The following is a 24,261-nucleotide window of genomic DNA, read 5'->3' on the forward strand; positions in this document are numbered from 1 at the left end:
CCCCGATAGTCCCGAAGCCTCGGGAGAAAATCCTTTTGCTTTTTTTCTTTAAAAAGCAAACGATTGGAACGGATAGCGGAAAGAGCTCCTGAACTAAAACTTCATATTCCAAAAGCTTCGACTCCGCTCAGCTGGACAAAATAATATGTATAGAAATAATAAACCCGACAGGTTTTGAAAACTGTCGGGTTGTGGGAGCGAAATCACTCCTTATATATAAGAGTGAAAAATTGTACTTATAGTTATCTTGAAAATTTTCGATTTAATAGATATCAAAATACAATCTAAAAGACATTGTGTGACTGACTACTTAAATTTTTTATTGCATTCAATATAATAAAATAAGACTTTAATAATTAGATCTGATTAAAGTACTAATTAGATATTTTATAAATCTTTGTAATATCTTTTAATATTTCGGTGAAGTTGATATCGAGGTCAATTAATTTCCCGCTGCTAATATCAAAGATCCATCCGTATACTTTCAAATTTCTTTCATTATATGCTTTTTGGACTTCGGCAGTTTTGATAACATTGACGCATTGCTCCTGAACATTCAATTCTACTAGTTTTTTGTATTTTTTTTCTTCATCGGTAATGGCATCAAGAGTTTTCTGGTGAATACGGTAAACATCCCTGATATTTCTTAACCACGGGTTTAATATTCCTAAATCTGATTGCTGCATAGCAGCAAATACGCCACCACATCCATAATGACCACAGACTACAATGTGTTTTACTTTTAAATGTACCACTGCGTAGTTAATTACCGACATTGAGTTTAAGTCGGTATTTGGAACTATATTAGCTATGTTTCGATGTACAAAAACTTTCCCCGGTTCTAACCCCATAAGTTCTTCGGCAGAAACACGGCTGTCTGAACAGCCGATGTAAAGAAATTCAGGAGATTGCCCTTTTGATAGTTTTTCAAAATAATGATTGTCAATTTGGAGTTGTTTGCTGATCCAATTTTTGTTGTTCTCAAAAATTTGAGTAATATCCATACTGTTGTTTTTAATTATAAAATTATAACTCTAATTCATAGGACGGTTCATTTATAGAAAAATTGTTGAAAAAATTTTCCTAAAGATGTCCTATATTGCTTTTCTTTGATTGTATTAGCTCAAAACTTATAAAACACGCCTATTTTTATTCCAAAAGGAACTCCGGGAGTATAAGTAAGATCTATAACCGGCGCTACCTCATTTTTTAATTGGGTTTCGGTCGCAAACTGAGCTTCATTCCATTTTACGTTTAGTAAGTTATTAACCTGAAGATTAGTTCCCCAATTTACACCATTATATGAAAGTATTAAATCATTTACAAAGTAAGCCGTTGTTCTAATGCTATTATCCTCTGCGGCATGTCTTCCTCCGAGATAGCGGTATTGTAAGCCAATAGAGAATCCTTGCAGAAAATCCCAGTTTACTGATCCGGTACTAGTTAATACAGGAGCCAATGGAACATAATCTGCATCTTTGGGCTCCTCAATAAATCTTGCATGCGAATAATTAATATCTGCGTTTATATACAAGTTTTGTAATGGCTGAAAACGGATGCCTAAATCAATTCCATATCGTCTGGATTTACCCGAAGGTTCAACTACGGCATCATCACCTACATAAACAAATTCCTGCTGTAGAAATAAATACCAAATCGTGGGCGTAATAATTAATGATTTAAAGGGATGAAGTCTCGCTCCAAAATCTCCGCCTATAGAATAAGGGAGGGTATTTTCTTTTTGAGGAATTGCCACTCTCATATCATTAGAATGAAAACCCATACCTGTTTTGAGCAGCCACATAACTTTGTCATTGGCATCATAAGAAAAATTTAATTTGGGACTTAACCTCGTTCCATTTGATGATTGTCCGACAGGAATTTGTTCTTGGTCCAACAAATCATGCATATTAAAAATGAAATAATCCAATCTTAATCCGGGATTAACGGTCCATTTTCCTGTTTTCCATATCAATCCGGAATAAGCATGGAGATTGGTTTCTACTCCTGTAACATCCATCTTTTTATCCAATAATAAATCTCGGTGATAAACATGATTAAGTTGCAAAGTACCAATATCGTCATTTCGGAATCCAATACCTGATGTCAATTCTATAGATCCATTAGTTAAGACAAAATTTTTGACATGCTTAAATTCAGTACCATAAATATTTCTTCCATCTTTTTGCTGAATTTCATCTCCGTTAATTGGATCATTCAGATAAAATGTAAAATCAGAATACAGATTAAAATTATATTTCGAATACCAACCCATAACTTCAATATGTTCTGATGGAGAGATAATATGTTTAAAATTTATCTGAACATTTGTTCGCGAAGTGCTTCCTCCTTCTGTAGGATCAATACTTCCCCAACGATCAATAATCCCTTCATTAATTGCTCGTTCAGGATTTTGACCTGAGGCATTCCAGGAGGAATTGAATGTAGAAAACTGAACATTAAAATAATCATTATCATTAAGCCATTGGTTGTATTTTGCAAAGATATTTAACCTGCTGAAATTTTGTTTTACATCAAATGGTCCGTCGGTGTAATTATATTCTGTGGCAACATAGAAATTTTTCCTGTGCTCCGAATCGTCAATAATATTGAACATTCCCAGTATTCGTTTGGTATTAAAAGAACCTGCTTCCAGTTTAATCATACTACTTTTTAAACGGTTATAAGTTTGAAAGTCTACATATCCTGCGGTACAAAAATCACCGCGATCTGTATAATAAGCCCCTTTTCCAAAATCGATATTATTAACAGTTTCCGGAATAACAAAATGCAAATCTGAATATCCTTGTCCATGTGCATGAGACACAATATTTACTGGCATTCCGTCTACATTGACACTAACATCAGTTCCGTGATCGGCATCAAAACCTCTTAGAAAAAGCTGTTCTGCTTTTCCACCACCTGCATGTTGGGCAATAAATAAGCCGGGGACTTTGCGCAACAAGTCCTGAGCAGAATTTACCGGAAACTTATTAAGATCGACTTTTGTAACAGCTTTAAGGAAATTATTGCTATTGATTATAACTTCGGAAATCTGGATTGGTTTATGCTGAAGAAAAATGACATTCCTATACTCTTTTTCATTGCTAACAATCCATTTCACCTCATCATATTCTTTATGACTGATTGTAAGTGTGTCGGGAAATGACTCAATATAATATTTAAATAAACCGTCAGATCCAGAATAGGTATGACTGTTGCCATGATTGTATACTACCTGCGCGTTCACTACGGGGAATTTATTATCCGCATCTTTAATGAATAACTGACTTTCTTTTTTTTGTGCCAAAGCCATTTTACTCATCATTAAGACAAGAAAAACAATTTGTATTTTATTCATGAAATTAATTTTCTCCTTAGACGATTTTTTTTAGGGATAATTTTCTGAATAAGCAATGTTATCCATGTTCCTGCTACAAACGGGAAAGTAAGTACTCCGCCAAAGGCTGTCAGTATATTATTGTCTATCAATACATCATCAATAGTTACTGTAATAAATACAGCTATTAATACCCACAAACCATCTATTTTCCTTACTCCTGAAAAAACAATAGCAGAAAGCACGGCATTAAAACCGAATAATCCCATATGAATTCCTTCTATTGATTCTCCTCTGGTAAATGAAATATAAGCGCCTAATAAAGCACCGGCAAAACCATATAAGGCTGCCAAAGGTGAATTGATAAAAACTGCTATAAAAAAAATAATTCCGGACAATGCTCCTCCCTGAAAAATCACTTCTCCAAAACCATTAAAAGGGGTAATAAATTCACTATAATTTAAATTTGCCGGTTTTGCGGCAATCATTTCCGAAGGTGGAATATCAGTAAAATGATGCAGTGCAAAAACAAATATCCAGATGATTAAGATAAATGGAAATGTAAACACCGGAATCTTTTTGCTTATAAAAAAATGTTGAATAATACTTGCCAATGTACCTCCCAAAACAATAAGAATCCAGATAAATATTGTAGTCTGAAAGAAAAATGACAGAGCAACTCCTACCAAAGCTGCACTAAAACCATAGAGTCCTGCATTGATTTTAGATTTATCATAACCCAGTTTCATAGCTGTAAATGTGCCAACGCTTGTTGCCAGAATAGTTGCAATACCGCCTTGCCAGCTTCCCATAAAAATACCGATAAGAAACAAAAGTCCCGTCCATCTGTTTTCCTGAAGCATAATTTGTCCTATTCCCTTTAATACATTTTCGAGAAAAGGAATTTTTATAAAATTTTTATTCATTGTAATTTTTTCTGTTTTTGTTTTACCATCCTAAAAAGACCATTCCTATACCACATATCGTCACTACTGCGCCACTGACAACGCTCATATAACGTTCGAGTTTATCGGTGTTGAAAAACGTTGAATATCCGTATCGCCCTAATAAAACCATTCCGAGCATTGTAGCAACAGTAGTAAGTGCGAATGGAACTACCATTGCAACAATCTCAGTCACGGAACGATTTAATCCCGAATAAAAAAGAAGCGGTGTAAGTGGTTCACTTGGTCCCATTACAAAAATCATAAATAACACAAACGGAGTTACTTTTATTCGGCTCTGGGGCATTACTATTTCTCCATGATTATGTTCATAGACATAAACATCATCTCCTAATACATCAAAATGCTTGTGGGGTTTATTTTTAATGGTTTGAATTATTCCATATATAAGATAAATAACTCCGAAAATAAGCAACGCCCATCCCGAAATATTCCCTCGGATATCCTGAAACCAGGAAAATTTATTGAGTTGCCATCCCATAAAAACTCCGACAGAGCCTAAAACCAAAGAACTCAAAACGTGACCAAAGCCACAAGCAATTGTCAACAGAATTGTTTTACTCTTGCTCCATTGTTTTGATTTTGACAAAACAATAAAAGGCAAATAATGATCCGGGCCAGATATGGTGTGGATAAAACTTATCGATACAGCACTTAGTATTAATGCCCAAATAGTAGTATTCATAAATTATTTTATTCTAATTCCCAAAGGATTTCCTGAACCTTTAAGAAAAAATTATACATTACTTCTCCTCCATGTCCCAGTGTTCTGATCACAAATCCATTATCTTCCATTGCTGAAATGCCGATTTCCATTTCGTTTTGAGATTCAATAATGGAATAAATAGTATCAACTAAGAGGTTTTTATCTACATTTTCTTTAGTATTGTAAAAGATGAGGGTTCCTTGATGGCTAAATTGTTCCAGATTGCCTATGATGCTTATAGGAATCAAATCGGGTTGAATAAGCACATTATCCTTTAATACCAATTTATTTTTATGATAAATTTCAATAAGATTCTGAAAATTTTTCAGTTTAAAAAACTCTCCATAATGTTTTCTTCCACAAGTGATAATCTCACTAATTATGACCTGACTATTTGTGCCAATACGGATTTCGGCTTTACTTTTGAAATTAGAATTTTCATGTGGTACGACAGGATGCGGAACATACGCAAAAGAAGTATTATCATCCATTGAAATATTAAGCTGTTGTACAGCATCATTTTCCATATTGAATAATCGTTGATATGATTGTGACTGAAGCTGCAATTGAGCTCCTTTCTCTAAAACAATATCCAGTTGATAGCGGTCACCACACAAAATTCCGGGTGAAGTACTCATCACGATCTGATAAAGTTTATTATCGTGTTTGCGTTGTCCTACCGAAACTACACGAAACGGAGGAGTCACATAAAGATCTTTTACATAGGAACTTCCCTGCTTATGACCCGCTATAATATGTAGGCGACTATCCATTTATCTTAATAGATTGGGTTCTTCACATTCTTCCAGTAAAGCATATTTTTTCAGCCACCCTATAATTTCAGGCACACCCACATCTGTTTTAAGATTTGAGAATATAAATGGAGTTCCCTTCCTCATTCTTCTTGTGTCATCTTCCATAACCTGAAGACTTGCTCCTACATAAGGTGCTAAATCAATTTTATTAATAACCAATAAATCAGATCTGGTAATACCCGGACCTCCTTTTCTGGGAATTTTTTCACCTTCGGCAACATCAATAATGAAAATGGTAACATCGGCAAGATCCGGACTAAAAGTTGCCGATAAATTATCACCGCCACTTTCGATAAAAATTAACTCAATATTCGCAAAACGGCTTGCCAATTCATCTACCGCTTCAAGATTCATACTTGCATCCTCGCGAATAGCCGTGTGCGGACAACCTCCGGTTTCAACACCAATGATGCGGTCATGTGGTAAAAGACTATTTTTTGCCATGAACTCTGCATCTTCTTTGGTATAAATATCATTTGTAATTACACCAAGGTCATACGTTCCGTACAAATGTCTGCTCAATCGTTCTAATAAAGCAGTTTTTCCAGAACCTACAGGTCCGGCTACTCCTACTTTTATATATTTTCTATTTTCCATTTTTAATTATTTTTGTTTTAATTACGACATATAAAGTCTTGAATACAGCCTTTCATGCTGCATACAACGAATGTCGAAAGAGGTATTGCATAACCCTACAAGGTCTCTATCTAATTTTATAGTTTCCTGAGCCGTTTTTTCCATTATAGGATATAGGCGAAATAAAATATCCTGCCCGTCTAATTGCCCAAGTGGCACTAATTTTACTGCATTGGTAATCATTCCTGCTGTAGAAGTATAATAAAATCCAAAAAGTGCTTCTTGTAAAGGAATTTTCAACAGGCAACAATACATTCCAAAAACAATACTGTAATGAGAACTTGCTTCGTGATTTCGAACTGCTTCTTCATAAGATTCCATAAACTGGAAATTCTCATATCTTTTGAAAATCTTAATCAAACGCAATCCTAATTTCTGACTTGCCTGACGGATTTCTCTTGGACATTTCAATGCGTTACATTCCTGATCCAGTTCTAAAATTGCTTTTAAATCATTAGCTCCCGTAGCTTCGTAGGCTAATTTTACAAAAGCTCCATCATTATATTTGAGATTATATTTAAGCATATTCTCAACAAATTCCTGTGCTGTTGCCGCATTGTGTACAATTCTATTTTGTACAAAAGTTTCAAGTCCGTTAGAATGAGAATATCCTCCAATGGGCAATGTAGGATCAGAAATATGCAATAGACTTGCTAAAAATTTTATATTATTCATCTTTTGGAGCTGCCATTTTTAGAATTTTTGTAAAAATTGTCGAACCTAAACTTCCGTGTCCGTGAGGTTCAACATTGGATTTAAGAAGATTAAGCAATTTTACAGATTGTTTTTCGGGTTTACACCCACTCACTTCAAGCCATCTGTACATTGGCATTTCAAAAGGCAACAAAACTTGGTCGTGCTGTATAAAAAGCGGAATATGCTTATTACCAATTTCATAACAAACTGTACCCATTTCCAGCATTGAAGAAGGGGAAATAACAATAGCTTCTGTCTCCAGAATATTCACCACGATTAGTTTCTGGTCATTCTCAAAAAGAATATCACCTTCTCTCAGGCGTTGACCTTCTCTTAGGAATTTAATAGCAATATCTTCTCCCTGACGTGTCTTTTTACGTTGGATTCTCTTTGTAGATTCAAACCATTCCAAGTCGAGATAATCTATTGATTTTCCGTTAATTGTACTATCCGAAATAGTACCTAAAGTTTCACTGATGGTCATCGTTTTTTTATTTTTTTATGAAACCTAACAGGTTATAAAAATCTGTTAGGTCTTTTTTAACTTATGCTACTATTAAAACAAATAATACAATTGTGTTAACGGAAGTTTTTCTGACGGTTCACAAGTAATATGTAGACCATCTACCATTACGTGGTAGTTTTCGGGATTAACCTCGATTACCGGAGTTTTATCATTATGAATAAGATCAGCTTTAGAGATATTTCTACAGTTTTTAACCGGAAGAATTATTTTTTCCAATTTATATGCAGCGATTGCTCCGTTATCGATCGAAGCCTGAGACACGAAAGTAGCACAAGTTCCAAATTTAGCGCGACCGTGAGCTCCAAACATATTTCTATAAATAATAGGTTGAGGAGTTGGAATCGATGCGTTTGGATCACCCATTTTAGCCGCAATTACAAAACCTCCTTTTACAATCATTTCTGGTTTTACACCAAATAATGCCGGTTTCCAAATTACCAAATCGGCCAATTTACCAACTTCGACAGAGCCAACATATTCAGAAATACCGTGAGCGATAGCAGGATTAATGGTATATTTAGCTATGTAACGTTTTGCACGGTAGTTGTCATGCTCTGTATTTTGATCTTCTTCTAACTGCCCGCGTTGCTCTCTCATTTTGCTTGCTGTTTGCCATGTTCTGGTAATAACTTCGCCCGGTCTTCCCATAGCCTGAGAATCAGAACTCATAATACTGAACACTCCTATATCATGCAAAATGTCTTCGGCTGCAATAGTTTCAGGGCGAATACGAGAATCGGCAAATGCCACATCTTCAGGAATATTTTTACTTAAGTGGTGACAAACCATCAACATATCAAGATGTTCATCTATTGTATTAATCGTGTAAGGACGAGTAGGATTTGTAGAAGCCGGCAACACATTTGGATACATTGCTGCCTTGATAATATCCGGAGCGTGTCCGCCGCCAGCACCTTCAGTATGGAATGTATGAATTACTCTTCCATTGATGGCTTTCATTGTGTCTTCTAAAAATCCACCTTCATTTAATGTATCAGTATGAATAGCTACCTGAACATCATATTTATCTGCCACTTTTAATGCAGTATCAATTGTTCCGGTTGTAGCTCCCCAGTCTTCGTGAATTTTCAAGCCTAAGGCTCCTGCTTCAATTTGTTCTTCTAGCGGCGCTTCTGCCGAACAATTTCCTTTTCCAAAAAAGCCTAAATTCATAGGAAAATCTTCTGCAGCTTCTAACATTTTCTGAATATTGAATTTGCCCGGCGTACAAGTCGTTGCATTTGTTCCGTCATTAGGTCCCGTTCCGCCTCCAATCATAGTTGTAATACCACTATAAAGAGAAGTTTCTATTTGTTGCGGACAGATATAATGAATGTGCGTGTCGATTCCTCCCGCAGTTACAATATATCCTTTACCTCCATGAACTTCTGTAGAAGCACCAATAATCATATTTGGAGAAACTCCATCCATTGTATCTGGATTTCCTGCTTTACCAATGGCTACAATTTTACCATCTTTGATTCCAATATCTGCTTTTACAATTCCCCAGTGATCAATAATAGTTGCTCCGGTAATACAAAGGTCTAAAACTCCCTGATCTCTTGTACAGGAAACATTTTGTCCCATTCCGTCGCGAACAGTTTTTCCACCTCCAAAAATAGCTTCGTCGCCATAATGGGTAAAATCTTTTTCGATTTCAATAATCAATTCAGTATCTCCCAATCTGATTCTGTCTCCAGTAGTTGGTCCTAATATATTTGCATACTGTTTTCTGTCTACGTTTAAACTCATCTTAAATGTTTTTAAAATTTAATTCATTGGCTTTAGCTAAACTTTCTTTTTTCTTTGCATCAGAATCTATAGACCCGTCAACCAGATTATTAAAGCCCATTGCCTTTTTATTTCCTCCAATTACAACAAGTTCGACTTCTTTTTCTTCTCCCGGTTCAAAGCGAACTGCCGTACTTGCAACAATATTTAGTCTCTTTCCAAAACTCTTTTCACGATTGAAACTCATTGCTTTATTTACTTCGAAAAAATGGAAATGTGAACCTACCTGAATAGGGCGATCTCCTGTATTGGTTACTTTTAATTTTACAGTTTCTCTGCCTTCATTGCAGATGATTGTGCCTTCTTTTACAAAAATTTCTCCTGGTATCATAATATTGGGAATTAACGAATTGGATTATGAACTGTTACTAATTTGGTTCCATCAGGAAAAGTTGCCTCGATCTGAACATCGTGAATCATATCTGCTACTCCATTCATCACGTCCTCTTTAGTAAGAATCTGTGCGCCTTCCTGCATCAATTGCGCTACTCTTTTACCATCTCTCGCACCTTCCAGCAAATAATGACTGATTAAAGCAATTGCTTCAGGATAATTTAATTTAAGACCTCTGGCCTTTCTTTTTAGAGCAAGTTCACCTGCAGTGTGCAGCATAAGCTTCTCGATTTCTCGTGGTGTTAAATGCATGATTGTGTTATTTAAAAATTAAAATATTTAGAAATAAGGCAACAGAAATCCTGTCATATCGCAATTCAAGACACAAAGCCTAAACTGATATGATAAATAATTACCTTAAAAAGATTTTTGAAAAAGAAGAAATCCCTTTAAGAGATAGGAATTATAAGTGAATGGTTTAAAATATAGAAAGGCACTTTAACTATTGTATTGTAAAGTCCTAAATATTTTTGATTTTTATGCAAAGTAGAATTAGGTGCAAAAGGAATTGCGTTTTGTTTCAATAAAAAATTAAGAAGTAAAAATCCTTTTGTATTATTACATTTCTCAACCTCATCAACAACATCTTCATTTGAAGTCTCAAAATATTGTTCAAAATTTAATAGTGATGAATTGTCTTTAGTAAGAGAAATAATTTCTTTTTGAATATAAAATACATTAATACTCTTATTAAGTATTAGAGATACATTTGTATTATATTCATGAGCTGTTACTTTATTTACAGATAAAACTGCAATAAAAACTAATGTTATTAATATTAAAAATGTATTTCTCATAGTTATTTTTACTTTCCTGAAAAAGGTGACTGATAAAGAATCACCTTTTTCAAGACTGTAAATTTATAAATAAAATCTTACAATGTAATATGCGCTCGTAGTTAAAGTTTACACAAAAAAATTATACTGAAAAGCTGCTAACCGATCAATTATACATGCGGAGGTGTTCCTTCTGCATTTGACACAACAACATCAATTTGGATTAATGCATTTTTAAGTAAAGATGACACTTCTACTGTTCTTCGCGCAGGAATACCACTTGGGAAAAATGTTCCATAAATTTCATCTACAGCCTCAATATCGCTAATGTTTTTCAGGAAAAGATTAACTTTCACTACATCTTCCATCGCATGATTGATACTTTCTAATATAGCCTTGATATTTTTTAAACACTGTTCCGCTTGCTCTTTGATTCCACCAACTATCATCTCACCAGTTTTTGGATCAAAAGGCAATTGAGCCGAAATATGATTGTAATGAGAAAATGCTACAGTTTGTGAAGAGAGAGGACAGCTTGGTACATTTTTGGTATTGTTTGCCTTTATAACAATTCCATGTCTGTCTTTCACAGCTTGTGGAGGCGTACCATCCCCGTGTGACACTACTGCTTCAATTTGAACCAAGGCATCCATTGGTAAAGCCGAAACTTCAATTACTGTTCGCGCAGGGAAATAAGCCATGGCTCTTGCGATAGCCGAGTCTGGAAAAAATGTTGCATAAACTTCGTTTACAGCATCAATATCAGCAAGATTTTTAAGAAAAATATTAATTTTAACAATATCATCAAAAGGAACATCTATACTTTCTAAAATTGCCTTGATATTTTTTAAGCACTGTCCAGTTTGTTCATTTACGCTGCCAGTGACTAATCTTCCGGTTTTAGGATCGATAGGCAATTGAGCCGAAAGATTATTATAATGAGAGAATGATACTGTTTGTGAAGACAAAGCACAAGTTGGGGCATTTGTGGTATTATTAATTAGTTTTATCAGATTACCCGCTTGTGGTGCGTTTGAAATTGTTCCTTCACCATTTGAAACAAGTACTTCGATTTGGACCAATGCATTCAAAGGTAAAGCTGCAACCGCAACTATTGTACGTGTGGGAAGATAAGCTGGGAAAAACGTTTTGTAAACTTCGTCTACAAACATGCTGTCTTTGATATTTTTGACAAATACAGTAATTCTAACCACATCATTCATAACATGATCAATGCTTTCTACAATTGCCTTGACATTTTTAAAACATTGCTCAGCTTGCTCTTTTATTCCGCCCGCTATCAATTTACCAGATTTTGGATCGATGGGTAATTGAGCCGAAAGATTATTGTAATGAGAGAAAGCTACAGTTTGTGAATATGGACCAATACTTTGTGGAGCATTATTGGTATTTCGTGCTAATATTGAATTAACTTTTTTTGCAATCATTAGTATATTATTTACTGTTTTAATTTATGGGAAATCCTTTTTAATCTGGCTTATCGAAAATTAAAGCCACATTTTAGGCAGACCAAAAATATAGTTGTTTACGATTTAAATTATCCAAAATAAGACATCAAAATATAACTATCAGACTTTTTTCAGAACAGAATTCCTTGTCTTATTAACAACAAGCAAATATTGATTAACTTTTTAGAATAAATTATTAGAAAATAAGTAAAGTAACCAAATAAGAAAAATAATATTTTCTGACCGCTTTTAAAAAACAGATTGTCAGTTTCAGATGACTCAACTTTTAAACTTAAAAAACCACTCAATTGATTCGCTTTGATGTGAACGCAGCACTACATAATAAATACAGTTGCTAAAATTATAAATTGGGTAAAAATTATTGAACGAGTTCTCTTTTCTTCCTGCCAATCAAAAGTTCCTATTCTTTTAACAATAAACCAATGGCTCTCCCCAAGAATGTAATTATCCTCGTAGATGTACAAAGATAGCGTTGATTTGTTATCAATGACCGTAAGACAAAAACAAAATAAGGACAAAAAGCAACTCAAAACTGGGTTGCTTTTTTATTTAGTCATATGTATAAACTCAATAAAAAGTATATTATTAAATTCATATCGCTTAAAATAATTATTTCCCATTAAACAATTTCTCCAAATAGGTAATTTTCTCTTTTTCTGATGCTAATAAACGTTCGTAAAGTTTTCTGTTTTCGTCAACAACTTCCATCATTTATCTAGTGGATTGAATGAACAGTTGTTTGCGTGAGCATTAATAACACTACCTATAATTTCATTATCATAGATATTATTAAAATAATTTATCTCACTTTCTTCCGAAAAATTTTTAATAGCGTCCACCGTGTTACACTAAGTGCTTTTGCAACTTCAAAAAGTTTATCTTCATCAATAGTTTCGCTGTTTTCCATAGCAGATACTGCTTGTTGATTAGTTCCTAAAACCTGTGCAAGTGCTTCCTGCTTCATGTCTCTTATTCACGAATACGGCTTGTTTTTCGCCTTATATGGTTTGGTTTTGTTAATGTGCTCATAATTAAAAGGTAAATTAGAAATAAAAAATAAAGTAATTCGTAAAAACATATTTATTTCTGTATGATACAGATCTAGTCCATTTTATAGAAACACAATATTATTTACTTTCGTGCGTCAAACAAAAATATAATTTTTCCGACAATTTTAAATTAAAAAATCAAGTTATGAAAATGATTAAAGCTTACCTAAAAATGATTAAACATTTCAGCAAAAAATTAACAGTAAAATAAATGTTATAATGGAAAAAGAAATTAAAAATTTAGAAGATCTTAAAAAATTAACTGCAGGACATTTAAATACATAAAAACCCACTAAAGATGAAGAATGTATTTATAGTATCGAAATCAAATTTATAAATTATTATGAGCAATCAAAAACTTAATATAAATTCTAAACTTGTTTTAGCAGTTTAATAAAAAAAGCCACTTCGTTAAAAAAAGTGGCTTTATATTATATACTATCTTGGATAATAAAATCACAAACAGTGAAAAATTATTATTACACTTAAAATAAAAAAATTATTTTACATTTTCAAGATGCTGCAGCCTCACATTTTGCTCCTCAATAATCTTAATTAATTTTTCGGTATTTTTTTGCTGTTCAATTGCATAAAGAGTAAGTTCTTCTACTTTTTTCAATAGTGCCATATTCATTTCAGAAACTTTAATTCCGTTTTTCTCGAATTCTTTTGCTGAGGGAATTTCTGGTAAATGACTATTTTCTTTTACATAATTTTCAACTTCTTTGAGGCTTCTTAAATTATAATCACTTGTAAAAACATAATCAGGTGCAGGAAAGGCAAGATCAACTTTTACTTCTTTTGAATGAATGGTTCCGTTTACTGAAAGTTTTGAATCAGGAATAACAGTTCCTATCCCAACATTGCCATTATAACATACTCTCATTATTTCTGTCGCGTTTAATCCACCAACCATAAAAATTGTGGATGAATTTCCTCCAGTATTTGGACCTATTCTTATATCTCCACCATTACCACCCATTATATCATTTACATAAAATAATGACCTTACTAATACTTTTCCATTTACATCAAGAAGTACTGAACTATCAGGATTTAAAGTACCCAAACCGACAGGACCACTATTAGGATATGTATTTTGAGAGAAGGTTAAATGTGTTATAAAAAGGGTAGCGAAAAGAATAATTTTATACATAATTTTAGTTTTCTAGTTTATTTAGACGTTTGTTAGTGAATGTTCCAATTCAACATTCCCACCATTAGCAGGAAAAATGCTTTGGGCAAAATTAGCATGTGCAGCAAATGCCACAACTAATAAAAAAGTCTTTTTCATATTATTTATTTCGTTTTTAATTTGGCAGTAAGTCTGGATTAAGTTCCTTTATTCTTTTGCATAATTACCTCTACAAACAATTGATCTGTATTGGTTTTATAATTTTTCTTTTTTACAAAGTTTAAGTGCTTAATTATTCCAAGAGAAGGATTATTTTCTACTTTGTTCAGTACTGCTAAACAACCATTAAAAGAGCCCTCTAACGAAAAAATATAGCTTGTCACGGTAAATCCCTTTTGTGATACTGAATGCGGTTCCTGAAAATCTACAATTTTAAGTTTATAACTATCACTGTAAGAAGTGAGTTGCTTTAACAAATCATTCTGAAATGATTCTGAAACATTGACATTATAATGAGATAACGCCTGATCTAATTGCTTTTCTTTTTGAATTAGCTGCCCTACTAACCTAGGCATATTACTATTCGCAGCTATCTCTTCTTGTTTCGCCTTATATTCTTTATAATAATTTATTGTATTAGATATTGCTAAAGAATAACAAAAATAGATTACTACTAAAAACCCAACCAAAAGCATTTTATTTTTTTTATCTAACTTCATCTTATTTCAAAGTTAATTTAATAGAAAATGCCGTTTCATTAGCTTCATTTTTTCCAAAATGGGTTATTAAAACTTTATCTACCCAATTTAGTTTTTCTATTGCTTCAACCCAGCTTGTAAATGCTTCATTTGAAATTGTAGTTCCTGAAATTGTAATTGTTTTTTCCAGAGTCAATATTGGCTCTTCAAGCTTTATTTTTTTTTCTAAAGGATTAAAAGTCAATTCTGTAAGTAAAATAGAAGACGGAACTTTATTAGCAATTTCATTAATAATTAATGAGCTTTGAGAAACTGTTTTTCCAACAATATTTTTTGCTTTTTCCTCTTTAACAAAAATTCTTTGTTTTATTTTACTTATATCTTCAATTGAAGATTTATTTACCAATAACGTTTCAGATGTTTCCTGAGCTAATTTATAATAGTGCGAAAAGAAAAGAAAATTAAGTGCTAAAATTATCAGAAGTATTCCAACCATAATTTTTAAGCCTTTACTAAAAAAAATCTTTTGATTATAATGATCGTATAGTTCTTCGCTATAAAAAATAATTGATCCTGTATTTAACGTAGTATTCATTATCAATCTTAGGATTCCTGAAAATGCTAATAACTGCCTGTTTTCGATTCCAAGATCATTTATATTATAACTTATAGCTGAATCTTGAGAACTTAAGGAAATGATCTGATTTTGCTCCTGTCTAGAAACGCTTTGATGATTCGTAAAAAGTTCTGTTTCTTTAGTATAATTAATAATCTCAACAATAGAACAAATTCCCAGACTAATTCCGGCAATCATTATTTTTTGATTTTTATAATTTGAAATAATCCCATTCAAATACGTTTTTCTTGTAATTGCAATTATCGATTTGGTTTTTAATCTCCAAATTTCAAAATAAAATTCATCCCAATTTGTATTTGGAAAAGCTTTATGCAATAATTTTTCATCGGAACCATCTATACCTGAAACTTCTTTCTGGATAACCTGATTGGTATTAATAACTAAGAAAAAAGGCAATTTAGAATCCCATTTTTCTGCTATTTTCCCACTATAATTGACTCTGTCTTTTTTAGTAATTACTAATCCTTCTTTTTTCTTTTCAACCAACAGTAATGCCACTTTATCTTCATTATTTAAAGTGAGGTGTTCAACACCAATATATTGATTGCCAAGCAAAAATTTATTTATTGATGGTAAAGTCATTAGTAAATAACGGTAGGTTTAATTAAAACGCTTAATTTTTTCTTTGAATCCTCTCGCTTACGAGAACTGAATAACCATTTAATAATAGGAATTCGGGATAATAAAGGTACTCCGGTTCCAGAATCATTTTTTACTGATTCTTCAAGTCCTCCTAATACAATTAAATCCTGATCTTTAACTCTAATAATGGATGTAAATTCCCTTGAATTAATTCCCGGAGGTGCATCCTTATCTACTTTCTGACCATTAAAACTTGATTGTATTACCTTGATATCCATGGTAATTTGTCCATTACCGGAAACCAAAGGCATTATGGTTACAGATAATTCAGCATCAATCGGCTGATAATTTTTAACCTCAGATGCCTGCGGAATTTGTGATCCGTAATAGTTTTGATTGGTAACGACATAATAAGTAGTTTCACCTATAGACAAATATGCCTTATGCCCGTTTAATGTTGATAATCTTGGGGAGGAACGAACTTTTAAATTCCCATTGGTTTCCATCGCTTTCAAACTCAAATAAAAATTAGGCACGACTTTGCCTATGTTTAAAGAACCAAATCCGCTGAAACCATCAATAATATTATTAATTGTTTGTGCTCCTAAATTAATATCAGCAGTAGGAAATACAGTTCCGGAGGTAGTAACTGGCTTGTCTCCAATACCTGCCTTAATACCCGTTTCGACAGTAGCGCTCCTGTTTACTTCAAGAAGCATCACTTCTATCAAAATAACCGGAACTGCTTTGTCTATATATTGTATAAAAGATTCAAATCGTTCAATATTCGCAGCTGGTCCGTTTACTAAAAAACTATTCAATTCTTTATCGACCTTAATATCCAGATCTCTTTTTATTTCATCCGGAATAATAGTTAAAATAGATTCTGAAGGATTACTACCAGACGATGATGATGCAGAAGAACCGTTTGCATTATTATTATAATTACTATTTTGATTTTGATAGTTAGAATTACTTCTATTATCTGATGAGCTATTATTTGAATTATAATTTGAGCTGTAATTAGAATAATTGTTGGTATTATTTAATCTGCCAGCACTTCTGCCCTCTTTTGACGGATCACTTAAAATCTCAATAGAACGATGCATTAAGGGAATAGATTTAATCGTTCTAACTACTAATTGATCTTTTGTTCCAAAAAAGTAAATAGAACCATTTTTCATAAAAGTAAAAGAACCTCCTGATGATGGCGCAACAGCTCCTGAATTACTATTAAATTGTTGCCCGCTATTATTTGAAACATTGCTTTCATTTTTAGTTTCAAATATTTTAACCAAGAGAGCATCAAAAGTAATGTTTTTAGCCTTTACCGTTGCATTTCCGGCACTTTCTAACGGACTTGAAATAAACATATCAATATCTAATTCATGACCTATATCGTATACAATACTTGAAATTGGCGTGTTTTCAAAATCTACATCAAGTAACTTTTTATCTGCATCAACAACAGTAAAGAAAAAGTTAGATTTTCTAGGTCGTTGCGGTTTATTTTGTCTTATAGCTCCATTTGGATCTGATGTACCCTCGGCTACAAAATTACCCTCGATTTTATCAAAAATATAAAAGTTATCTCTTGATTTCGTAACGCTCAAATTATTAGCAAATGCTAATTTATTCAATGCAGCATCAAAAGGCATATTTTTGATATATACTGTCAAAAGTTGATTTTCAAGTCCTGGTGCAAAAACTAAATTCTTTGCACTTTCATCCATAATCTTTCTAAAAACATCATATAGTTTATCGTCTTTTAAATTTAAAGAGAGTAGATTATTCGCCAAATCATAACTTATGTCTATTGCTTTTAAAGCAGGAATCTCAACTGGTTTTACATATGATTTGATCGAAAGGATATTTCCCGTAAAATCAATTGTAAGATTATATTCTTTACATAAGAATATAAGTAAGTCGCCTACAGTAACATCCGAGAAATTGTTTACAATATTAATCTGACTTAAATTTGGAGCCACACTAATGTTTAATTTATGAACTTGCGAAACGGCCAATAAAAAACTGGATAAGGAAGCTTCTTTAATGTTTACATTAATTTTTTCATTTAATCCCGGAGCATTGGCAGTTATTGATTCTATATTATTTTTAAGTTGTAAAATTCTATTTTCCTGCGAAAAAGAAATTTGAAAAATAAGTATTAAAAATAGAGTAATTATTTTTTTCATGAATTTATTTCAATTGTAAGGCTTTTATATGCATTTTACTGCAAGAGTAATGAAAAAACTTCATCGACAGAAGTAATTCCCTCTTTTATTAATAACAATGCATTTCGCTTTAATGTAAAAATGTCATTTTCTTCCAGATAATCATTGATATCCAGTTGATTATTTTTTATTAATTTGGAAAGTTCGCTGCCAATAGGCAAAATTTCATAAATGGCTTTTCGTCCTGAATATCCTGTATGATAACAGTGTTCACAACCCACAGCTACATGATGAGAATTTAAATCACTTGGAATTTCAAATCCGGTTGGAAAAATTGCGGGTGAAATACTCTCTTCTATTTTACAGGTATCACATAATTTGCGAACCAATCGCTGTGCAACACTTATATTTAATGTACTCGCAATTAAAAAAGAAGGAATTCCCATATCTATTAATCTGGAAACTGTCGCCCAGGCCGAATTGGTGTGTATCGTTGATAAAACAAGATGTCCGGTTAGAGCAGCACGTATTGCCATATTAGCCGTATTAACATCACGAATTTCTCCCACCATTATAATATCAGGATCTTGTCGTAAAAATGTTCTTAATGTGGTAGCAAAATCAAGTCCTATATTTTCTTTTAACTGTACCTGATTAATCCCTTCAAGAGTATACTCTATAGGATCTTCAACTGTTAAAATGTTAGTATTGGGTACATTTAACTTTTTTAAAGTAGCATACAAAGTAGTCGTTTTTCCAGATCCGGTTGGTCCGGAAATCAAAACGATACCATTTGGACGTTTTATATTTTCCAGATATACCTTCAACTCTTGCTCAGTAAAACCTAGAGAATTAATATTTATATGACTTGTATCTTTGCTTAAAATACGCAGTACCACTTTTTCGCCATGTAAAGTTGGCAATACAGATACACGGACATCAAAATCCTGATAATCAGTTACCATTGTAATACGACCGTCTTGTGGCAAACGTTTTTCTGAAATATCAAGTTGCGCACGGATTTTTATTTTATTGACAATAATTGGATATTCTTCAACCGAAATATGAAATTGTTCTTTTAATTTTCCATCTAAACGAAAACGAACTCTGGCATTTTTTTCATAAGGCTCAAAATGAATATCACTACTCCCTATTTCTTTAGCATTTAATACAATTTTTTCTAAAAAATCAGTTGTATAATGAATTTCTGAAACGCTGTTATTTGATGTTTTTCTATAATTGGTACTTAAATAACGGTTTATATTTTCGGTAGAATCATTTTCTAATTCGACTTTAAAACTTAATAAAATCCCTAACTCAATTTGTAAACTTACAATATCAGGAGCGTCTGTTTTTAATAAAACAGTTTGTTCATTTTTTCCAATAGGAATAATTCTGTAATAATAAGCTTGTTCCGATTTTACAAGCTGTTGAAATTCTATTGGAATATCAAAATTCTCCATGTTTAATAAGCGTATAAAAAACTGCTGTTATATAAAAAAGTCATTACATATACTGCTCCAAAAAAAAGTGACATGTAACCTGCTAAAGGAACTGTTTGATACTCTTTTTTATTGTTTAAAACAAAATGTAAAAGGAGAGAAAAAAGTAACGCGAACACAAATAAAACTAAAAAAGAAACTATAGAAAAAGTACCCGAAATGAAAATAAAAAATAAGACATCACCTACCCCAATACTATTCAAAAAATTTAATTGTCGAAATCGAATATACAAAAAGGCAACTCCCAAAATGATAGCTACAAATAGTAAATTAAAACCTAAATTAAAAAATGCAACTGCTGTTGGTAAATTATAAAGCTGAATTACAAAAGCTAAAATTCCTATAATGGGATATAAAAACCAATACACTAAACGGCTTTTAAAATCCTGATAAAGAACGATTGCAAAAACAATAATCAATAGAAATTTTAAATACCACATTTAGTCGTTTATGATTTGCTTGGGAACACCATTTTGATCAATTTCCCAAACGTTAAAAACACCATTTCCGTTAAAATCAGTTATGGCTGTTGCTTTTACCTTAAATTCATTATTAGTTGACTGAACAATTTCATAAACATAATTTGCACTTCCGTTTTCTTTTGTTGTTTTAGGAGCTTCAAAATCTATTTCAGTAAAATTAGAACTGTACTTTGAATACATGAAATAGTACTGCTTTTCAGCATTATAAATTGCTTTTAGCTGCACTTGCGCCTCAACACTTTTGGCTTTTGTAATCAGCGGCATCAGATTTGGTAATGCAATTAAAAGTAAAATTCCTATAATAGCGAGAACAATCAACATTTCCTGAAGATTGAAGGAAGGTAATTTTTTAAATATTTTTTCTTTCAAAACAATTGTAATTAATTTCTACAAATATATCTTTTTTATTCAAAATTTATAATGGTTCAATAAGAAATATTCGGTTAATAAAATTATAAATTTATAAGAAATATTTTACTATAATTGCAACATAATTAAGTTAGGACATAACTTCCATTATATACCTTAAAATCAATATGTTAAAAAAATATTTCGTAAATACAAAATTTTATTAAAAAATAAATCTATTTAATCGCATTTTTTTCTTTCATAAAAATTAAACATAAAAAATTTAAAGTATCTAAATATGCCAAAAATTACAATTTTAAAAATAATATTCACTCTCTTATTAATTCCTTCGTCAATACTAGCGCAGGTTAATAAAGACTTACCAAATTACTTTCCCGTCAGCCCCAATGCAGCATCATTTGCAAAACAAGGATTATTTCCTGTAGATTATTCAACTGGAAAAATAAATATCAGCATTCCGCTTTATATAATCAAGACAAAAGAGCTTAATGTTCCAATAGATATGAGTTATAATACTTCAGGAATACAATTAGACGAGCTTGCATCTTGGGTTGGTCTGGGGTGGAATTTAAATGCCGGAGGGGCAGTTATTAGAAATGTTAAAGGAATTCCTGATACTGGAACAGAAGTTCTGGATATTAGTAATCTTGCTTTTACAGAAGTTAATTTTAATGCCCTCTATAATCAATACAGTCCTTACAAATTTAATGCTATTGACACGGCATATGATGAATTTATAATAAATGCTCCCGGTTTATCAGGAACTTTTTATTTTGTAAATAATGCGGCTGTTTTTAAAGACATGCAAAATACAGTAGTTAAAACATCTTCTGTTAATAATAAATTATTAATAAACACGTCAACTTTAGAAATAACCAAGAGCGATGGAACAATTTATAGATTTGGACAAAGCTTTGATGGTTATAGTGCCAATGAAACAGTACAAAATACAACTGATAGTTACAAACCTGACTATGTTAGTTCATGGTTCCTAACTGAAATTATTCCTGCCAATAGTAAAAGTAAAAATGATATTATATCGTTTAAATACAAAAATCTTGATAACACTCGTGATTACTCTATAATTCTTGGAGAAAAAATACTAAATTATAATTTAATTAGTTCTTCAAATCCTCCAGTTTTGGCATCTATTTTTCCAGAAAAAACAAGTTATTCAAATAAACAATTTCTTACTTCTATTAATTTCAGTAATGGAGTTGTCGAATTTGACTCTTCACTAAATAGACAAGACTTAGTTGAAGATTACAAATTAGATAAAGTTAGTGTATACAGTCTTAATAGCGCTACAAAAACCTTAATTCAGCAATATGGTTTTGTATATGATTATTATATAAGATATGGAGGATCTAGTACAACAATTGATCCAAATGGTCAAATTGGAGACTCGTATGCTTATAATGCCACAAGAAATACTTACAGTAGAAATAAATCATTAAAACTACTTCAAATCACAAATAATATCCTGAATGTAAAACATATCTTTGAGTACGAAGGCAGTACTCTTCCGTTAAGAGGTACTACTAAAAAAGATTTTTGGGGATATATAAACGCTAATACAGGTAATTTATCGCCACCAACAAAAGTAGATCGTATTTCATCATACTTTGCAAACAATTATACTACAATGGTAGGTAATGGTGATAGAAGTGCTAATGAAACTTTAATGAAATCAGGAATTCTACAAAAAATAACATATCCTGAAGGAGGATATTCTGTTTTTGAATATGAAGCAAATCGATATTATGAGTATGTTACAACACCTACTATAGTCTACAGATCTGAAACTTCTATAGCTTATGGAAGTGGTTGCAATTATCAAGCAGGTCCATCTACACAGGTAAAATCTTTTACTCCATCATCAACATATGTTAGCGGAAGTGGAAAAATAACATATGGTTTTACAAATGCAACTCAAGAAAGCGGGCCAAATACAAAAGTAACTTTCGAATCAAATAATTATTTTAGACCTGCTCCAAGCGGATCAAGTTATCCTGCCGGAGGAGGAACTTTTAATGTAGATTTTGGATCGCGTACTTATACATTAGGTGCATACGAATATCGAACAGGAAATATTGGTGCTAGTGGATGTCCTTCCAGCTATATAACTGCCAGTTGGCAAGAAGTAAGTTATTCAGTAACACCTGTATTAACACCAAAATTAGTTGGAGGTCTAAGAATAGCATCTGCTAAGAGTTATGATGGCAAAAATACTAATCCTGTCTTTACTAAATTATATCAATATAATAATGAAAACCCGTTAATAAAAGAAGGAAATGGCTGCTATGTCAGAGGTGTTTTTGAGGGGAGTACAACTTCTGCCGATATATTCCCTATTTTCTCAACCTCTTCAATTTTTGATAACAATACTGGTAGTTCTCCTGCAATTACTTATGGGAAAGTAACAGAAATAGATATTGACGTAAAGAATTCTGCAACAAATGGTAAAACGGAATATTATTATGAAAACATTCCTTTAACCAGGCAATTTGATTTTATTAATTTAAGTAGCTTACCAAAAGTTTTTCAATCTCCACAATATATTACACCACCTAGACAGGTGGGAGATAATGGAATCGGAGGATATAATCAACCTTTTGAGAAGACATTAACCAATTTATCATTTACTTTTTTCAGGAATGATATGTGGAATCGCGGATCACTAATCAAAAAAAATATATACAAAACAGGCTTAAATCCAAACACTTACAAACTAATCAACAGTGTTGTGAACCAATATACTATTTTAAAACAGTCAACCCTTCCGTACAATATTGTTTTTAATAATTTCACTCAGGTTGAAATATTCCCTGGAGACGGAAATAGCTCATTTATTTTACCTTATGATCAAAATAGAGATTATCATTCAGGTCTTTTTTATTATGCAACTGGGCAAACTTCGCAGGGAAAAAAACAGATTATAAAAACAATTGAAACAGACTATGATATTAATGAAGTAGCTACTACTGAAAAAATAACAACATATGGTTATGAAAACCCAGCTCACTATCAAATAACAAAAACAGAAACTACAAACAGCAAAAATCAAACTGTAAGAACACAACTGAGTTACCCACAGGATTTAATTTCAACTGGCCAAATCCAGGAAATGCAGAAACTAGTATCCCAAAACAAAATTGATAAACCAATCAAAACGGAAACTTTTATCAACGATTTGCAGACTTCTGAGTCTATGACAAAATATGAAGAAAGCGCTGCTACAGGAAATGTTCTTTTACCAAAAGAAATTCACGGCACAAAAGGTAGTAATGATACTTTCCCATTTAATAATGCAAATAGAAAAATAAACTTTAGTTTATATGATTTTGATGTAGTAAATGGTATTACAGCAGGAAATGGAAATGTACTGCAATATTCGCTGGAAAACGGTACACCTGTAACGATTATCTGGGGATATAATAAAGCCTTACCGATAGCCAAGATAGAAAATGCAACAAATGGGCAGGTAGCAGTTGCCTTA

Annotated in this window: 21 protein-coding genes and 1 pseudogene; 1 reads left to right on the forward strand and 21 read right to left on the reverse strand. The window is 32.2% G+C overall.

What is annotated here, in order from left to right:
• Positions 1–374: 374 nt before the first annotated feature.
• The 21 genes and pseudogenes from ACHZDT_RS01530 to ACHZDT_RS01630 form a co-directional block, all read right to left on the reverse strand.
• The gene (locus ACHZDT_RS01530) at positions 375–1,004 is read right to left on the reverse strand and encodes a carbonic anhydrase (RefSeq protein ID WP_394772903.1); all 630 of its coding nucleotides are present in this window, start codon (positions 1,002–1,004) and stop codon (positions 375–377) included.
• Between the two features lie 119 nt (positions 1,005–1,123).
• Positions 1,124–3,361, reverse strand: a complete 2,238-nt coding sequence (locus tag ACHZDT_RS01535) for a TonB-dependent receptor (protein ID WP_394772904.1) — start codon at positions 3,359–3,361, stop codon at positions 1,124–1,126.
• Positions 3,358–4,266, reverse strand: a complete 909-nt coding sequence (locus ACHZDT_RS01540; protein ID WP_394772905.1) for an urea transporter — start codon at positions 4,264–4,266, stop codon at positions 3,358–3,360. The genes ACHZDT_RS01535 and ACHZDT_RS01540 overlap by 4 nt, the downstream gene beginning before the upstream one ends.
• 22 nt (positions 4,267–4,288) lie before the next feature.
• Positions 4,289–4,990 (reverse strand): hypothetical protein, encoded by a 702-nt coding sequence (locus ACHZDT_RS01545; protein ID WP_394772906.1) that lies wholly within the window; start codon positions 4,988–4,990, stop codon positions 4,289–4,291.
• An 8-nt stretch (positions 4,991–4,998) separates the two neighbouring features.
• On the reverse strand, positions 4,999–5,784 hold the full coding sequence (locus ACHZDT_RS01550) for an urease accessory protein UreD (protein ID WP_394772907.1): 786 nt from the start codon (positions 5,782–5,784) through the stop codon (positions 4,999–5,001).
• Complete coding sequence (gene ureG / locus ACHZDT_RS01555; protein ID WP_394772908.1) at positions 5,785–6,423, reverse strand: urease accessory protein UreG; 639 nt, start codon at positions 6,421–6,423, stop codon at positions 5,785–5,787. It abuts the gene before it with no gap.
• 21 nt (positions 6,424–6,444) lie between these two features.
• Positions 6,445–7,137 (reverse strand): urease accessory protein UreF, encoded by a 693-nt coding sequence (locus tag ACHZDT_RS01560; protein WP_394772909.1) that lies wholly within the window; start codon positions 7,135–7,137, stop codon positions 6,445–6,447.
• Positions 7,130–7,642 carry an urease accessory protein UreE gene (gene ureE / locus ACHZDT_RS01565; protein WP_394772910.1) on the reverse strand — a complete coding sequence of 171 codons (513 nt, stop codon included), beginning with the start codon at positions 7,640–7,642 and terminating at the stop codon, positions 7,130–7,132. The genes ACHZDT_RS01560 and ureE overlap by 8 nt, the downstream gene beginning before the upstream one ends.
• Positions 7,643–7,714: 72 nt before the next feature.
• The gene (gene ureC, locus ACHZDT_RS01570; protein ID WP_394772911.1) at positions 7,715–9,436 is read right to left on the reverse strand and encodes an urease subunit alpha; all 1,722 of its coding nucleotides are present in this window, start codon (positions 9,434–9,436) and stop codon (positions 7,715–7,717) included.
• Position 9,437: 1 nt separating this feature from the next.
• Positions 9,438–9,806, reverse strand: coding sequence for an urease subunit beta (gene ureB / locus ACHZDT_RS01575; protein WP_394772912.1), 369 nt, complete (start codon positions 9,804–9,806; stop codon positions 9,438–9,440).
• Between the two features lie 11 nt (positions 9,807–9,817).
• The gene (gene ureA, locus ACHZDT_RS01580; protein WP_394772913.1) at positions 9,818–10,120 is read right to left on the reverse strand and encodes an urease subunit gamma; all 303 of its coding nucleotides are present in this window, start codon (positions 10,118–10,120) and stop codon (positions 9,818–9,820) included.
• 137 nt (positions 10,121–10,257) lie between these two features.
• Entirely contained in the window at positions 10,258–10,665 is a 408-nt protein-coding gene (locus ACHZDT_RS01585) for a hypothetical protein (protein WP_394772914.1), read from the reverse strand.
• Between the two features lie 149 nt (positions 10,666–10,814).
• A complete protein-coding gene (locus ACHZDT_RS01590) occupies positions 10,815–12,092 on the reverse strand; it encodes a RidA family protein (RefSeq protein ID WP_394772915.1) in 1,278 nt (425 codons plus the stop codon).
• Positions 12,093–12,743: 651 nt separating this feature from the next.
• Positions 12,744–13,163: pseudogene (locus ACHZDT_RS01595) on the reverse strand (helix-turn-helix domain-containing protein).
• Positions 13,164–13,682: 519 nt separating this feature from the next.
• Entirely contained in the window at positions 13,683–14,339 is a 657-nt protein-coding gene (locus ACHZDT_RS01600) for a hypothetical protein (RefSeq protein WP_394772916.1), read from the reverse strand.
• Positions 14,340–14,515: 176 nt separating this feature from the next.
• A complete protein-coding gene (locus tag ACHZDT_RS01605) occupies positions 14,516–15,037 on the reverse strand; it encodes a hypothetical protein (RefSeq protein ID WP_394772917.1) in 522 nt (173 codons plus the stop codon).
• Position 15,038: 1 nt separating this feature from the next.
• Positions 15,039–16,235, reverse strand: coding sequence for a PilN domain-containing protein (locus ACHZDT_RS01610; protein ID WP_394772918.1), 1,197 nt, complete (start codon positions 16,233–16,235; stop codon positions 15,039–15,041).
• The gene (locus ACHZDT_RS01615; protein WP_394772919.1) at positions 16,235–18,430 is read right to left on the reverse strand and encodes a type II secretion system protein GspD; all 2,196 of its coding nucleotides are present in this window, start codon (positions 18,428–18,430) and stop codon (positions 16,235–16,237) included. Before ACHZDT_RS01615 ends, ACHZDT_RS01610 begins: the two co-directional genes overlap by 1 nt.
• Before the next feature lie 35 nt (positions 18,431–18,465).
• A complete protein-coding gene (locus ACHZDT_RS01620) occupies positions 18,466–19,872 on the reverse strand; it encodes a GspE/PulE family protein (RefSeq protein ID WP_394772920.1) in 1,407 nt (468 codons plus the stop codon).
• Positions 19,873–19,874: 2 nt separating this feature from the next.
• Positions 19,875–20,351, reverse strand: a complete 477-nt coding sequence (locus ACHZDT_RS01625) for a hypothetical protein (RefSeq protein WP_394772921.1) — start codon at positions 20,349–20,351, stop codon at positions 19,875–19,877.
• Complete coding sequence (locus ACHZDT_RS01630; protein WP_394772922.1) at positions 20,352–20,762, reverse strand: type IV pilin protein; 411 nt, start codon at positions 20,760–20,762, stop codon at positions 20,352–20,354.
• A gap of 277 nt (positions 20,763–21,039) precedes the next feature.
• Here ACHZDT_RS01630 and ACHZDT_RS01635 point away from each other — a divergent pair.
• Positions 21,040–24,261: hypothetical protein (locus tag ACHZDT_RS01635; RefSeq protein WP_394772923.1), on the forward strand; the 3,222-nt coding region annotated here is incomplete at its 3' end.

The sequence above is a fragment of the Flavobacterium sp. genome (assembly GCF_043722275.1).
In the GTDB taxonomy this organism is placed as follows: Bacteria; Bacteroidota; Bacteroidia; order Flavobacteriales; family Flavobacteriaceae; genus Flavobacterium.

Excerpts from the sequence above, each read along its gene's own strand:
- ACHZDT_RS01530 (WP_394772903.1), bottom strand. The coding sequence starts at position 1,004 with ATGGATATTACTCAAATTTTTGAGAACAACAAAAATTGGATCAGCAAA.
- ACHZDT_RS01535 (WP_394772904.1), bottom strand. The coding sequence starts at position 3,361 with ATGAATAAAATACAAATTGTTTTTCTTGTCTTAATGATGAGTAAAATG.
- ACHZDT_RS01540 (WP_394772905.1), bottom strand. The coding sequence starts at position 4,266 with ATGAATAAAAATTTTATAAAAATTCCTTTTCTCGAAAATGTATTAAAG.
- ACHZDT_RS01545 (WP_394772906.1), bottom strand. The coding sequence starts at position 4,990 with ATGAATACTACTATTTGGGCATTAATACTAAGTGCTGTATCGATAAGT.
- ACHZDT_RS01550 (WP_394772907.1), bottom strand. The coding sequence starts at position 5,784 with ATGGATAGTCGCCTACATATTATAGCGGGTCATAAGCAGGGAAGTTCC.
- ureG (WP_394772908.1), bottom strand. The coding sequence starts at position 6,423 with ATGGAAAATAGAAAATATATAAAAGTAGGAGTAGCCGGACCTGTAGGT.
- ACHZDT_RS01560 (WP_394772909.1), bottom strand. The coding sequence starts at position 7,137 with ATGAATAATATAAAATTTTTAGCAAGTCTATTGCATATTTCTGATCCT.
- ureE (WP_394772910.1), bottom strand. The coding sequence starts at position 7,642 with ATGACCATCAGTGAAACTTTAGGTACTATTTCGGATAGTACAATTAAC.
- ureC (WP_394772911.1), bottom strand. The coding sequence starts at position 9,436 with ATGAGTTTAAACGTAGACAGAAAACAGTATGCAAATATATTAGGACCA.
- ureB (WP_394772912.1), bottom strand. The coding sequence starts at position 9,806 with ATGATACCAGGAGAAATTTTTGTAAAAGAAGGCACAATCATCTGCAAT.
- ureA (WP_394772913.1), bottom strand. The coding sequence starts at position 10,120 with ATGCATTTAACACCACGAGAAATCGAGAAGCTTATGCTGCACACTGCA.
- ACHZDT_RS01585 (WP_394772914.1), bottom strand. The coding sequence starts at position 10,665 with ATGAGAAATACATTTTTAATATTAATAACATTAGTTTTTATTGCAGTT.
- ACHZDT_RS01590 (WP_394772915.1), bottom strand. The coding sequence starts at position 12,092 with ATGATTGCAAAAAAAGTTAATTCAATATTAGCACGAAATACCAATAAT.
- ACHZDT_RS01600 (WP_394772916.1), bottom strand. The coding sequence starts at position 14,339 with ATGTATAAAATTATTCTTTTCGCTACCCTTTTTATAACACATTTAACC.
- ACHZDT_RS01605 (WP_394772917.1), bottom strand. The coding sequence starts at position 15,037 with ATGAAGTTAGATAAAAAAAATAAAATGCTTTTGGTTGGGTTTTTAGTA.
- ACHZDT_RS01610 (WP_394772918.1), bottom strand. The coding sequence starts at position 16,235 with ATGACTTTACCATCAATAAATAAATTTTTGCTTGGCAATCAATATATT.
- ACHZDT_RS01615 (WP_394772919.1), bottom strand. The coding sequence starts at position 18,430 with ATGAAAAAAATAATTACTCTATTTTTAATACTTATTTTTCAAATTTCT.
- ACHZDT_RS01620 (WP_394772920.1), bottom strand. The coding sequence starts at position 19,872 with ATGGAGAATTTTGATATTCCAATAGAATTTCAACAGCTTGTAAAATCG.
- ACHZDT_RS01625 (WP_394772921.1), bottom strand. The coding sequence starts at position 20,351 with ATGTGGTATTTAAAATTTCTATTGATTATTGTTTTTGCAATCGTTCTT.